This window comes from Calothrix sp. UHCC 0171, assembly GCF_034931845.1.
GTDB lineage: Bacteria > Cyanobacteriota > Cyanobacteriia > Cyanobacteriales > Nostocaceae > Brunnivagina.
In genome coordinates this window covers 42420-55189 of record NZ_JAYGHN010000011.1, presented here as the reverse complement: position 1 = coordinate 55189, position 12770 = coordinate 42420, and the positions used below count along the sequence as shown (strand labels likewise).

The following is a 12770-nucleotide window of genomic DNA, read 5'->3' as shown; positions in this document are numbered from 1 at the left end:
GTGCGATTTTGTTGGGGTTGCTTTGAGATTAAGTCGTGTTTTAGTTATTGGTTTGGGAATCCGATCATACTTCCGCGTAGCGACTGTGTTAAAAGTCAAGTGCGTAGGTTTGTTTGGGAATATGATCGCGTTTTGTTATTGCTTTGGGATTGCGATGCTCCTTCATGAAATGTCTACGAGGATCGTGTTATGTTTTGAGGAGAATGATGGAGGTGCGATCGCTCAACTATCATCATCTAGAAACAAAGCATCAAAATTACAGCATTTTAAGAACTACAAATTTTCGATAAATTCTTCATCCGAAACACCAGCTTGACTCAAAATACTTTTGAGCGTTCCTATTGCGATCGCTTTTTTGTGTAAGGGTGCAACACATCCAATTTCGCTGGTTTGTCCATTTTCATCAAGAATCTGTTTTTTTAAAATTACATGACTACCCCTTTGCCTAACTTGATAAAACCCTAACTGTTCCAAAGTACGAATGACTTCAGAGCCTTTAATTCGAGGTAATCTAGGCACATGCTACCTCAAATGTAGTAAATAAACGAGGAGTAGTTTTCGGCAGGGGAAATTCTTCTAAGTATAATTCTGTAGCTTCTTTAAGATTGCTAATTGCTTCTTCAATTGTTTCACCCTGACTTGCTGTACCAATCTCCGGGCACTCAGCGACGTATACATCATCTTCCCAATAAACGATTGCTGTGAATGCACGATTCATAACGTTTGAGCCTGCGCTATTTCAATCTATATCTTATTACAAACCAGATTTTACTGCTTTATTATCATTTACAGATATGATCGCATTTTGGGTTGTGGTGATGGCGTAGCCGTAAGGCTTGTCGTCAGACATCGCGTTTACTTGGTTTGAGGATTGCGTTCGCGCTTTCAGTAGGTGTTTGTTTGGGTGCGATCGCGCTTTTTGTTAGGTTAATTTGAGAATGCGATCGCGTTTGCTTTTAGCGTTCCCGTAGGATAGCTGAACGAAGTTCTAGCTTGTGTGACGTAAACTGTTCGCACGTATGAACCGACTTGAGAAAAGCTATGATCATATTTTCACATAGTAGGAAATAGTATATATGCCTTACAAAGTAAGTATTATTATCGAAAAAGATGAAGATGGCTACTACGCTTATTGTCCAGAACTTCCAGGGTGTCAAACTCAAGGAGACTCATTAGAAGAAGTCAGAGAGAATATTCAAGAAGCTGTCGAACTTTATTTAGAAACACTATCAGAATCTGAGAAGCAGGCTCTTCAAAACAAAGAAATATTCACTATGACTTTGGAGGTAAAAGTTGCCTAAGTTACCTCGAATTACTGCAAAAGAAGCAGAAAAATTATTATTAGATGCAGGTTTTATTCAAATTAGAAGTAAAGGTAGCCATAGAATTTATGGTTTAGCAGAAACTAGAGTTGTAGTTCCTTTTCATCCTGGGAAAATATTGCATCCAAAGATTATTAGACAAATTTTCGCTGCAATTCAACCTACCGAAAATAATATTACTGATGATATTGCTTTTGATGAGAGTAATGAGTCAATCGATGAGTAAAATAGTGCATTAGCGTACTGCTCCGCAGAAGCAAGCTACGCTTTTAGCGTTCCCGTAGGGTAGCTGAACGAAGTTCTAGCTTGCGTGATGTAAGTACCTTGCGCTGGTCAGTTCGCGTTATGAGAAAATAGGCTAGGAGTTACAAACACTGATGCCGAGAAAAATTCGAGAATTTAAAGCTGAAATACAAAGGGAAGGATTTGTTTATCTACCAAAGCGTGGAAAAGGTAGTCACGAGCGTTGGAGACATCTTTGATTGAGAAAAGCATTAACAATTCCAGGCAAAGATGGGGATGATGTGCCACGCTATTTAGAGAAACAGTTAGAAAAATTATTAGTCGAACTTAAGGAAGTACAAGAGGATACAGATTTATGAGTCGCTATAGTATGGTTCTTCAGTGGAGTGATGAAGATGAGCTTTTTCTAGTTACCATTCCAGAATTTAGCGATCGCGTAGTTATGCCTTGTACTCATGGTAAAACCCGTGAAGAAGCAATTAATAATGGAGAAGAAGTAATCGAAATGTATTTGGAAGCTTGGGAGACAGAAGGTGAACCCATACCGGAACCTTCTACACTTCTAGTTGCTTGATACTGATAGTAGAGTTGGGGCTACGAAGCTTGTGTGATCGCGCTTTTTGTTAGGTGAATTTGGGAATGCGATCGCTATTTTTATCAACCTTTATAATACTTATACAAGTAATTAATATACTTCATCATGAGAACCGAGGGTTAACAAAAATATCTCTTCCTCTCCCGAATCTGAATTGACTACAAATTCAAATAAAATTCTATTATTGTAATCTAGCGAACAAGACCAGACCCCATCTAAATCACCCTTTAATTTACGAGTTCGCAGGCTAGAATTAAAAGGGTCTTCTATTAGTAAGTCTAATGTTTTTTCAACTTGAATTCTCAACTGTAGATTTTTCTTTATTAGACGCTTGAATTTACGTACAAATCCCGCACTCCAAACCAAACTTTTCACTCATCCAACTCCGTCATTAAATCGGTAACAGAGCCGCGTTTCGTATTACATTTTTGGTAATCATCTCTCGCTTGTACGACATCTATTATTAGTTCATCGCGACGTTGTTGACTTAAAAGCTTGCTAATAATATCAAGTAACATTGCTTGTTCTTCTGGTTCGAGTGCTTCCACAACATCAATTGCTTGCTGGAGCGTCGATATTTTCTCTACCATAGGTTTTATCTGAAATTTCAATAATATAAATTATATCTTTGATCGATATTTCAAAAAGATAGACATCGTATAAATTCAACAATTCCATTACGATCGCTGTTTTAGTTAATGCAGGTTTGAGAGTGCGATTTCTACTAATTCTAAAAGATTGTGGCGGTTTCCTGCATCTTTTTGTTTGACTTCTTCAATCAAACTTCTTGCTCGTTGTACCGCTTCATCTTCAGGTGCAAATAACCTGTTGCACTACATTAGCGCCACTGTCAGCAGACTGAAGTAATATGTTACGATTTAGGTAGGAATACTTTTACTACCAATGGTAAGAATATGAACGTCGAAAAGCTATCAATTTCCTTACCAATATCCTTAGTTGAGTTTATCGAGAACTACAAGCAGAAAAAAGGATGCCAATCTCGCTCTCAGGTAGTCGAGAAAGCATTGAAATTACTGCGAGAACTAGAACTAGAAGAAACTTATCGCTTGGCTTCCCAAGAAGTTGAGAGTATTTGGGATGCGACTATCACAGATGGATTAACAGATGAAACGTGGTGATATATTTTATGCAGACCTCAGTCCTGCGATCGGTTCGGAAATGAATAAACGTCGTCCGTTGCTGGTAATAAGTAATAATGCCAATAATCGTGCTTCTACTACAATCACAGTATTGCCTCTGCCGCTTACTTCTAACGTCACTCGCGTTTATCCATTTGAGGTTTTAATTAACCCAGAAGATAGTGGCTTACCGAAAGTTTCTAAAGTGCAAGCTCAACAAATAAGAACTATTTCTAAAGAACGCATCATTGGTGAAGTTGTAGGTATTTTAAGCGAAGATTTAATGATTTCGGTTGATGCCGCATTAAAGTTACATTTGGGATTAGATTAATTTTGATTGAGATTAGTGCGTAGCCGTAAGGCTTGTTGTCAGACATCCCAGTTCTGATTATGTTATTTTGGGAGAGCGATCGCGGTTTGGGTTAGCAATTATGCGTAGGTTGGCGACAGTTTCCTGCATCTGCTGGTTTGGCTTCTTCAATTAAACTTCTTATTTAAGATACATGGCAATAAATGACAAAAACTGCCATAATTATGAATGTAGTCAAACAAAGGTATTGCAGCAATGAAAAGCATGAATATCTCCCTACCCGAAACGATGCGGGACTATATAGAAGAACAGGTAAAAACCTCCGGTTACAGTAGTGTTAGCGAATATTTCCGCGAGCTAGTACGTCAAGACCAAAAACGCAAAGCTAACGAACGTTTAGAAGCAATGCTCTTGGAAGGTTTAAATTCTGGAACCATGAGTGAAATGACACCTCAAGATTGGGAAGAGATACGTCAATCGGTACATCAAAAAATAGTAAAGCGCAAAGGGTCGAAATAAAAATTAATGGCTAGGATAAATAAACATCCTCAAGTTATCCGCGATTTAATTGATTTAGCGACTTACATTTCAGAAGATAACTTGGATGCTTCAGATAAGTTTCTGGTAGCAGCAGAAGAAACTTTTCGACAACTTGGTAAAATGCCAGGGATGGGAAAGCCTTGTAATTTTGATAATCCCAATTTAAAAGGTATTCGACAACAAGCAATAAAGGGATTTAAGAAATATCTAATTTTTTATCGTGCTTCTGATTTAGATGTGGACATTATCCGAGTTATTCATAGTGCGCGAGATATTGAGGCTATTTTAGAGGATGATTCATAAAAATCATTTTATCAAAGCGAAGCTTGCGCGACGTAAATGCGATCGCACATCTGAAACTAAGTTATCAAAATAATCAAATAATAAAATAAAAAAAAGCTCTCGTAATCAACGAAAGCCCAAGAAAGTAGCATAAATTGGAAGTATACAAAAGTGTCTAATTTAGGATTCCGAGCGCAGAGGCTCGGTATTCCCATCTATTTAACGCGATTCGGTTCCTTGGTTAGGGCTGCCGGCAACTGTGTCATTTTCTGGTGCTTCGGGTGTAGCGCTTGTTTTTCCATCGCTGGCGGATGCTACGCCTGTTTTACGGTTTTCTTCTTCAAGGGTAGTTTGATATCCACCAGAAGTATTGGTGTCATTTTTCTTCTGTTGATTTTTGTTTTTTTCTTCTTGACTCATGGCTAAATTTCAACCTTCACTGATGTACTTGTTGTATTGATAGTAAGAGTAATGAAGGGGTATTTTCCTCTACCCAAGATATGGTTATGGGTGGGAAATTTGTCTATCTAAAGGCTAATGATATTAAGTCCATTTCTAGACTTATTATTTAGGTTGAGCAATTGATATTAATTGTTAAATAATATGATTTTAGACGAATATTCTCAATTTTCGGGTTGCAATTGCGATCGCGTATCCATAAAAATCGTAAAATATTAACTTATGTAAAGTAGATCATTTGTCTTTCAGCAAAAACTTATGTAGCCCTAAATCAAGTCTCAGATATCAGGATTAATTTATAAAGCAATGAGGAGCAAAAGCCTTAGAAATGTGTCGTTTACTAGCTTACATTGGCTCAAGCGTTTCCCTAGAAACACTGATTTCCGAGCCGGAACATTCGCTGGTTGTTCAAAGTTATCAACCGCGTGAAATGCTTTCGGGGGTAGTGAATGCCGATGGGTTTGGTGTGGGTTGGTATAATTTAATCAAGGATAATAATCCTTTTATTTATAAAAATACTTTACCCATTTGGAATGATGTTAACTTACCGAGTCTTAGCCGCTATGTGGAATCGGATAATATTTTAGCTTATGTTCGTAGTGCTACAGCAGGTCAGGCTCTAGATTTGAGTAATTCTCAACCCTTCCAATATGATAACTTACTATTTATTCACAATGGTAGAATTGATCAGTTTCGACAGACTTTATATAGACCAATTCGCAGTATATTAAGCGATGAAATTTACAATTGGATTAGTGGAAACACTGATTCAGAACATATGTTTGCAATGGTGCTGAATTACTTGTTGGCAAATCCTGGAAAAAGCATCGCCCAAGCTTTACATCTAGCATTAATTGAACTCAATCAATTAGCACAAAAATTTCAAACCTATGCTTTAGCAAATTTAATTATCAGCGATGGTAAAAGCATTATTGCTTCGCGATATGCGACGAAATCACCAGCACCATCTTTATATTGGTTGAAAAATGCTGAAAATTTGCCAAATTCCGTAATTATAGCTTCCGAACCGCTATTTAATGGCGATTGGAATGCATGTCCAGAGAATAGCATTATTAGTGTGGGGGAAGACTGTGAGATTAGAATTGAACAAATCTAGTTCCAAGCTAACAGATTTACGAGAAAATAATGCGATCGCCAAGTCTACTATACTTGCAGCTTTTCAGCAATGTCGTCAACAAACATTAGCCTTATTAGAGCAAATCGATGCAGGCAGTTTTTGCAGTCAAGTCCATCCCGATTTTAGTCCGGTTGGCTGGCACTTTGGACATATTGCATTTACAGAAGCCTTGTGGTTGTTAGAACGTAGTGCGGGTGGAAAATGCATATTTCCCCAATATCGTCAGTTATATGCTGCGGATGGCTTACCAAAGTCGGCAAGAGTTGAATTGCCTAGCATTGAGGAAACTCGTGATTATTTGAATGTAGTTCGGGAAAAAGTTGTAGATTACTTGGAAGTTGCAGACATGGCAACAGACGCAAAAATTTGGTTTTTTCTGCTTCAGCACGAAAGCCAGCACTGCGAAACTATTTCATTAGTCTTGGAATTGAACAAAACTCAAAATTATCCTTCTCTTTCCCCTTCTCCTTCCCTCTCTTCTGCAACTACATCACCAGCTTTAGCTAATGACATGATTCAAATTCCTGCGGGAGAATTTGAGATGGGAAGTAATGACATTGACGCACTTGATAATGAAAGCTTTGCTCATCAAGTGTATTTAGATACTTACTATATTGACCGCTACCCAGTTACTTGCCAGCAATATCGCGAATTTATGCAAGCTGGTGGTTATGAAAATGCTCAGTATTGGTCTGATGCTGGTTGGAGATGGTTGCAGTCAGAACAAGTACAACAACCTTTAAAACAACCTCTATATTGGCATGATAATGCAGCTTGGGATAATCATCCGGTTTGCGGTGTCAGCTATTACGAAGCGGAAGCTTACGCCAAGTTTGTCGGTAAGCGATTACCAACGGAAGCAGAATGGGAAAAAGCAGTCAGAGGAGAAAAAGAAGAAATTACAGAAGGAAATGGAGAATTAGCTGGCAAGACTACCGCAAGGCAAGGCTACCATCAACGCAAGTATCCTTGGGGAAATGAAGAACCAACAGCAGAATATTGTAATTGTGCTGTCAGTATTTTTGAATCTCAATCTCAGTTCCAATCTCAATTCCAATCTCAAACCACTCCAGTTAATGCTTATCCCCAAGGGCAAAGTGCATACGGGATGTACGATGCTTTAGGAAACGTTTGGGAATGGACAAGTTCTTGGTTTGATGCTTATCCGGGTTTTATATATTATCCCTATATTGGTTACTCCCAAGTATATTTTGATGGTAAACACCGCGTTTTGAAGGGTGGTAGTTTTGCCACTCGTATTTGGGCAATGCGTGGCAGTTTTCGCAATTGGTATCATCCCCATGTTCGCCAAATTTTTGCTGGTTTTCGATGTGTAAGTGATGAGAGATAAAGGTTTTATATCAGTTTCTTCTAAATACTGACGATAAAACTGGCGCAAAGATGGGGAGATGGGGAGATGGGGAGATGGGGAGAAAAATTAATGATGACTGAATTTGTCTGACTTGATATCTCGCCTGAAGCCCAATTATGTCAAAAATTAGGCAATTTGGTGTAAATATCACTGAACATTATTGAAGTCAATCTAGCCACAGCACGATGCTTTCAGATATGGCTTTGTGTTTCATTGTCTGATTATTTACCCTGAAGATTTGTTCTGAGTAATTTGTTTTGAACGTAAAAATATAATCAATATTTGGAGATGAAATGACTGTTTTTAAAACTAACAACAAGACTAACAGCCAAACTACAAATAACTTGCAACGTTTAACTATTAAACATTTGCATGAAGTGGCTTCAATTCTGGCTGTGGCTGGAAGTGATGTGGTGAAGGGATTGTCTCAAATTGACAAAACTTTACCTCCACGTTATTTTTATAGCGATCGCGGTTCGGAGTTATTTGAACAAATTTGCGAGTTACCCGAATATTATGTGACACGCACTGAGACTGCAATTTTACAGCAATGTGCGACGGAAATAGTCAAAATCACGGGTGAATGTGAACTGGTGGAGTTGGGTAGTGGTAGCTCGACAAAAACCCGAATTTTACTTGATGCTTATCAACAGCTAAATTTGCCATTACGGTACTTACCTGTGGATGTGAGTGGCGGCATGTTGGAAAACACCGCCAAACAGCTATTAATAGACTATCCCAGCCTGGGAATTTATGCACTTGCTGGTACTTATGAATTCGCATTACAACAACTGCCAGCGAAGCAATTAGCAACAAGAGCGATCGCATTTATTGGTAGTAGTTTAGGTAATTTGAACCCGCAAGAATGTCAAATATTTTTCTCACAAATCACTGAAGCATTACAACCTGGAGAATACTTTTTATTAGGGGTAGATTTGCAAAAACCTAAACATATTTTGGAAGCTGCTTATAATGATAGTCAGGGTGTGACAGCAGAATTTAATTTGAATATGTTAGAGCATCTGAATCGATTGTATGATGGTAATTTTGATACTACACAATTTGAACATTGGGCATTTTATAACGAAACTGAAAATCAGATTGAAATGCATTTACGCTCTTTAAAACAACAAACTGTAGAATTACATGCTCTCAATCTTCGGGTTAATTTCGCTGCCGGAGAAACCATCATGACTGAAATTTCCCGCAAATTTGATATTGATGCACTTCAAGAAGACTTAAAATCCTACAATTTAGTGACTAAAAAAGTTTGGACTGACGTAAATAACTGGTTTGGTTTATTTCTTTGTCAGTTGCAATAGTGCTGAAAAGTGAGTTAGCACCTTGATTTTCCATTCTCAACCAAAAATGGCTATTAGCGATTAGCTTTTAGCTATTGGCTTTGAGAATCAATAGCATATAGACGATTAAGTCTTATTCTTACCCTTTTCCTACCTAACTGAAGCGTATTAGGGGAGGCAGGAAAGTGGTGTGGATACTCCGCCGTTGTCTTAGCAAGGAGAGTACGGCACATTTATAAGGGTTTGCTGCGTTACGAGCTTCTGTATAACTCATCTTACTAGCTTGGCAAAACTTGGTAAGCAGGTAGGTTTAATTGGCGAAAAAAGTATCGGAGTTTCGCAGCCATATTTAAAATCAAGCTATAAAGTAGGTGTAGTAGAAACGTAAATGTAAGGTGCAAACATTATGACAAGTTCTCAGCTTAGTTTTGATACCATACCGAATGGCGAATCTGTTGACGAGTTAATTGCCAACAACACCACCATTAACCATATAGAAGTAATTGAAAACGTTATTGGTTCTCTCGAACAAGATGACAGTGCCATGATTAGCCATCCTTCAGAGGGTGGTTATTTATGGAAATTTAAATATGGCAGCGTCGAAGTATTTGTCCAATTAACGGGTACTACCGATGAAGATACCCTCACAGTTTGGGCTACCGTACTCAAATTACCTGCCAAAGATGAATCCCAATTGATGCGGAAACTATTGGAAATGAACTGTTCTAGTACCTTGGAATCTCGTTTTGGGATTATTGAAAATCAAGTCGTTGTCATTTCTACTCGTACTTTAGCCGAATTATCTCCTGGAGAAGTTTCCCGACTAATCACTATTGTGGCAACGATCGCCGATAATAATGATGATGAGTTGCGATCGCAATTCGGTGCCAGCTAAAATTTCACACTCTATATTCCCATATCCTCAATTCCATTGACAGCAACTTGGAGACTAATACCTTTACTCGAAACATCTGGTAATATGCAGATGGCGATCGATAAATGGTTACTCGCACAACATCTGGCGGGAAAACATCCCCCATGCCTACGATTTTATACATGGATGCCAGCAACAATTTCTCTGGGATTTCATCAAAATAAATATCCCGATAACTGGAAAAATCTTTATTGGCAAGGAGAAAGAGTCGATTTAGTTAAGCGTCCGACTGGTGGTAGGGCTGTGTTACACCAGGGTGATTTAACTTATATGGTGGTGACAAATACACTCAGCAACAATCGGATGCAAGCATATCGGGATATTTGTGAATTTTTGATTGTGGGATGGAAACAATTAGGGATATATTTAGATTATGGAATGGCAGGGCGTGGTTATATCCATAATCCCAATTGTTTTGGTACGGCGACAAGCGCAGATTTAGTCACTAATGAAGGATATAAGTTAATTGGTAGCGCTCAGTTACGCAAGGGTAATGTCATTTTACAACATGGTTCTATGCGATTGCGCTCCGATTCGGAATTATTTTCTCAAGTATTTGGAGAAGGATTTTATTCGACAGATGTCTTCAAAAATTTGAATTTTCAGACTCTGATTGATATTTTAGTTATTGCTGCTCAAACTTGTTTTGATGTCGAATTTGAGGTTCAATCATTCAGCCAAGATGAATGGGATACGATAATTGCGACAATGTTCTAATTTCGGCATTTCTAATTTCGGCATTGTTGAATTGAGGGATGAAATTGAACAATCAAGCATTGAAAAATCTTATCCTCTGATATTATGTTCGGCTAATCACTTACAATTAAAATTTTTCCGTGTCTCTAAGTCTCCGTTTCAGTCTTAATAATAACTATTCAACCAGACATGAATATGATATGGTGAAAGACCATTTATAAAGTAAATATTAAGGATAGTCGCGCAGGGAAAAACCGGGTTTCTCATCAAAAAGTCAGATGATGCTCGATACTTAAATCCAACAAACCGGGTTTCTTTGGTCTTAAGGTTTACTTTATGCATAGCCTCTGAATTAAATCAATCTAAATTCATCAAATTTAATCACTTTGCCCGCAAATTTGCGAGTATCAAACTTATAACTACTAACTGTCCCTGTGCCCGTATCAAAAATACTAAAAACTGTGATTTCATTACTGGAAATATAAGGTATAGCTTCCCTGTCTTCACCTAAAATAGGAGCAATGGTTGGCGTTACTGGTTTCAATCCATTGGGATCACCAATTAGGATATAATCTTCGTGATTAATGATATTACTATTTGTAGCTGGTATATTCTGGCGTTGCCGACTTCCATACGCTGCACCATAGGAGTTTCCCACATTGGAAGTTTCCAGAAAATGCATACCTGAATCACTAGTAAATCGATTCCACAGATGGGAATGTCCAAAAAATACTAGTTGCACCTTTGCAGCTTCTAACAATGGCATCACATCACGAATCAAATAATCTTTATCCTTAGGATATTGATAATAAACAGCTTGAATATTTCCTTCCTGATTGCGATCGCAAATTTGGATGGGATCGGCGTAAGCTGGAATAATGTTGTCACCAAGGGTATGGGGTGGATGGTGTAACATGACAACTTTGTATTTTGCCTGTTGAAATTCAGCGCTATGTAATTCTTGTTGCAACCAGTTGTATTGTCTACTACCTTGATGAATTGGTTCGTAAATAATTTGTCCGTAACCCCAGTTTTCCGGGTTCTGTAAATCAGTTGCGACTTCCCCATATTTTCCCTTACGCCCATTTTCGGTAGTAGGAAATCGCCACATATTGGTAGCATAAAGGACTACTAATCGTACGTCGCCAAAAGTCACTGCATAATAAGTTTTTCCACCCTCTCGACTTTCAGGTAGCGTGAAAATTTCTTCATAGGTATTAGTGTTAAAAGAGTTAGCTTGAATATTTTCATCGCCATATATCTTTTTAGCAATATCGCGAGGAATCGTGTCATCAAATTCACCATTCAAACTATCTTTCCGTGCAAACCTGCCCATGACTTCGTGATTGCCAATACAGGTAAACATGGGGGCATTTTGAATAATTTGTCCACCTGTATAAGTTATTTTTCCCCCATCCCCATCCATCTGATAATTAGCTTTTCCTTGCAAACAGGGAAAAAATGCATTCCCACGATTATCGTCAAACCATTCGCTTCCCCTGTCGGAAATATTTACCAAATCGCCTGCAAACCAGACAGCATCAACTTGTTCAACTATTTCCATGACTTTTTGGAGATTTGCCGCCACCATTGGTTTGATTTGATGGTCGGATGTGAGTAAAATCTTCAGGGGAGTACCAGGATTTGGTGTGGGTGTCAGGCTAAATACATCACTGCTGATGCTTTGATTGTCTTCGGTGAGGCTAGTCACACGATAATCCACACGTACACCAGGAGTTAAGCCCGTCACTTTTGCTTCGTGTCTCCAAATATCACGGATGACGGGTTTTTGATACAACTCTCCATCTTTAGTTTGGCTACCGACTCGCGATTTTTGGTCTTCACGAATACGAGTGAGTTTGCTAGTATTGGCAATAACCGTATTTTTGAGATGTTCGCCACAGCTAACGGTATGTTGTATCCCCAGGAACTCAGTAAACCACACTACGCAGATAGAGTCTGAGGTTGGGAGTTGTAAAAAAGGGTCAGTTAATAGTTTTGTGGTAGATGCCATGGGTAAAATAAGATATCAGGCAATTGTGAAATTATCCGTATTTATTCGTATTTATCTGCGGTCAATTAAAATGAGAAAGGCTTAATTAGCCCTCCTTTTCGTGTTTCAATTACCTAACTTTCTAGTCCCTTTCCTAACTAAGGAACAGGAATTTAATAACTTGCAATTCTGAACGAATATGAAATGGTGCGTTACGCTGCGCCAACAACACCCTACTTTTGCACTTTATTTAATTCACATTCCTAAGGAAGGGATTGGCTTTAAGTAATCCTTTTACCCATACCCATAGTTGTTGGTATTTTGAACCACAGATAAGTAAGTAGGCGTGAATATTTATCATTGGGATTAGGCAGGAGGCAGAGGGTAGGAGGGAAGAGGGTTTTAGCCTTGTTTATCTTTCTTAACATAGTTGTGTTTGTTCCCAC

At 38.3% G+C, this 12770-nt stretch carries 18 protein-coding genes and 1 pseudogene; 13 read left to right on the top strand and 6 right to left on the bottom strand.

Annotation, left to right across the window (positions count from 1 at the left end; translation table 11 throughout):
* Positions 1 to 273 precede the first annotated feature (273 nt).
* The gene (locus tag VB733_RS10875) at positions 274 to 519 is read right to left on the bottom strand and encodes a type II toxin-antitoxin system HicA family toxin (protein WP_323340105.1); all 246 of its coding nucleotides are present in this window, start codon (positions 517 to 519) and stop codon (positions 274 to 276) included.
* Positions 512 to 718, bottom strand: coding sequence for a type II toxin-antitoxin system HicB family antitoxin (locus tag VB733_RS10870; protein WP_323340104.1), 207 nt, complete (start codon positions 716 to 718; stop codon positions 512 to 514). The genes VB733_RS10875 and VB733_RS10870 overlap by 8 nt, the downstream gene beginning before the upstream one ends.
* Before the next feature lie 358 nt (positions 719 to 1076).
* Between VB733_RS10870 and VB733_RS10865 the strand changes: the two genes are divergently transcribed.
* The 4 genes and pseudogenes from VB733_RS10865 to VB733_RS10850 all read left to right on the top strand — a co-directional run bounded on the left by VB733_RS10865 (position 1077) and on the right by VB733_RS10850 (position 2139).
* Positions 1077 to 1301, top strand: coding sequence for a type II toxin-antitoxin system HicB family antitoxin (locus tag VB733_RS10865; protein ID WP_323340103.1), 225 nt, complete (start codon positions 1077 to 1079; stop codon positions 1299 to 1301).
* Positions 1294 to 1548, top strand: a complete 255-nt coding sequence (locus tag VB733_RS10860; protein ID WP_323340102.1) for a type II toxin-antitoxin system HicA family toxin — start codon at positions 1294 to 1296, stop codon at positions 1546 to 1548. The genes VB733_RS10865 and VB733_RS10860 overlap by 8 nt, the downstream gene beginning before the upstream one ends.
* Positions 1549 to 1699: 151 nt before the next feature.
* Positions 1700 to 1924 (top strand): annotated as a pseudogene (locus VB733_RS10855) (type II toxin-antitoxin system HicA family toxin).
* Entirely contained in the window at positions 1921 to 2139 is a 219-nt protein-coding gene (locus VB733_RS10850) for a type II toxin-antitoxin system HicB family antitoxin (RefSeq protein WP_323340101.1), read from the top strand. The pseudogene VB733_RS10855 and the gene VB733_RS10850 overlap by 4 nt, the downstream one beginning before the upstream one ends.
* A gap of 111 nt (positions 2140 to 2250) precedes the next feature.
* Here VB733_RS10850 and VB733_RS10845 read toward each other — a convergent pair whose 3' ends face one another.
* Together VB733_RS10845 and VB733_RS10840 are read right to left on the bottom strand one after the other, a co-directional pair.
* Positions 2251 to 2535: a type II toxin-antitoxin system RelE/ParE family toxin gene (locus VB733_RS10845; RefSeq protein ID WP_323340100.1), complete on the bottom strand. Its 285-nt coding sequence runs from the start codon at positions 2533 to 2535 to the stop codon at positions 2251 to 2253.
* Complete coding sequence (locus VB733_RS10840; RefSeq protein ID WP_323340099.1) at positions 2532 to 2750, bottom strand: hypothetical protein; 219 nt, start codon at positions 2748 to 2750, stop codon at positions 2532 to 2534. Before VB733_RS10840 ends, VB733_RS10845 begins: the two co-directional genes overlap by 4 nt.
* Before the next feature lie 324 nt (positions 2751 to 3074).
* Here VB733_RS10840 and VB733_RS10835 point away from each other — a divergent pair, with 324 nt between their 5' ends.
* The 4 genes from VB733_RS10835 to VB733_RS10820 all read left to right on the top strand — a co-directional run bounded on the left by VB733_RS10835 (position 3075) and on the right by VB733_RS10820 (position 4452).
* Positions 3075 to 3299 carry a CopG family transcriptional regulator gene (locus tag VB733_RS10835; RefSeq protein ID WP_323340098.1) on the top strand — a complete coding sequence of 75 codons (225 nt, stop codon included), beginning with the start codon at positions 3075 to 3077 and terminating at the stop codon, positions 3297 to 3299.
* On the top strand, positions 3286 to 3630 hold the full coding sequence (locus VB733_RS10830; protein WP_323340097.1) for a type II toxin-antitoxin system PemK/MazF family toxin: 345 nt from the start codon (positions 3286 to 3288) through the stop codon (positions 3628 to 3630). The genes VB733_RS10835 and VB733_RS10830 overlap by 14 nt, the downstream gene beginning before the upstream one ends.
* 243 nt (positions 3631 to 3873) lie before the next feature.
* On the top strand, positions 3874 to 4128 hold the full coding sequence (locus VB733_RS10825) for a type II toxin-antitoxin system ParD family antitoxin (RefSeq protein ID WP_323340096.1): 255 nt from the start codon (positions 3874 to 3876) through the stop codon (positions 4126 to 4128).
* A 6-nt stretch (positions 4129 to 4134) separates the two neighbouring features.
* Positions 4135 to 4452 carry a type II toxin-antitoxin system RelE/ParE family toxin gene (locus VB733_RS10820; RefSeq protein ID WP_323340095.1) on the top strand — a complete coding sequence of 106 codons (318 nt, stop codon included), beginning with the start codon at positions 4135 to 4137 and terminating at the stop codon, positions 4450 to 4452.
* Positions 4453 to 4650: 198 nt separating this feature from the next.
* Here VB733_RS10820 and VB733_RS10815 read toward each other — a convergent pair whose 3' ends face one another.
* The gene (locus VB733_RS10815) at positions 4651 to 4851 is read right to left on the bottom strand and encodes a hypothetical protein (RefSeq protein ID WP_323340094.1); all 201 of its coding nucleotides are present in this window, start codon (positions 4849 to 4851) and stop codon (positions 4651 to 4653) included.
* Positions 4852 to 5218: 367 nt separating this feature from the next.
* Between VB733_RS10815 and egtC the strand changes: the two genes are divergently transcribed.
* The 5 genes from egtC (at position 5219) to VB733_RS10790 (ending at position 10352) form a co-directional block, all read left to right on the top strand.
* Positions 5219 to 6007, top strand: coding sequence for an ergothioneine biosynthesis protein EgtC (gene egtC / locus VB733_RS10810; protein ID WP_323340093.1), 789 nt, complete (start codon positions 5219 to 5221; stop codon positions 6005 to 6007).
* 34 nt (positions 6008 to 6041) lie between these two features.
* A complete protein-coding gene (locus tag VB733_RS10805) occupies positions 6042 to 7379 on the top strand; it encodes an ergothioneine biosynthesis protein EgtB (RefSeq protein ID WP_323340186.1) in 1338 nt (445 codons plus the stop codon).
* Positions 7380 to 7693: 314 nt separating this feature from the next.
* Positions 7694 to 8722: an L-histidine N(alpha)-methyltransferase gene (egtD, locus tag VB733_RS10800; protein WP_323340092.1), complete on the top strand. Its 1029-nt coding sequence runs from the start codon at positions 7694 to 7696 to the stop codon at positions 8720 to 8722.
* 385 nt (positions 8723 to 9107) lie between these two features.
* Entirely contained in the window at positions 9108 to 9596 is a 489-nt protein-coding gene (locus tag VB733_RS10795) for a YbjN domain-containing protein (protein WP_323340091.1), read from the top strand.
* Positions 9597 to 9680: 84 nt separating this feature from the next.
* Positions 9681 to 10352 (top strand): biotin/lipoate A/B protein ligase family protein, encoded by a 672-nt coding sequence (locus VB733_RS10790; protein WP_323340185.1) that lies wholly within the window; start codon positions 9681 to 9683, stop codon positions 10350 to 10352.
* Between the two features lie 331 nt (positions 10353 to 10683).
* On the opposite strand, the gene VB733_RS10785 is transcribed toward VB733_RS10790, so the two are convergent.
* On the bottom strand, positions 10684 to 12345 hold the full coding sequence (locus VB733_RS10785) for a metallophosphoesterase family protein (RefSeq protein ID WP_323340090.1): 1662 nt from the start codon (positions 12343 to 12345) through the stop codon (positions 10684 to 10686).
* Positions 12346 to 12770 lie beyond the last annotated feature (425 nt).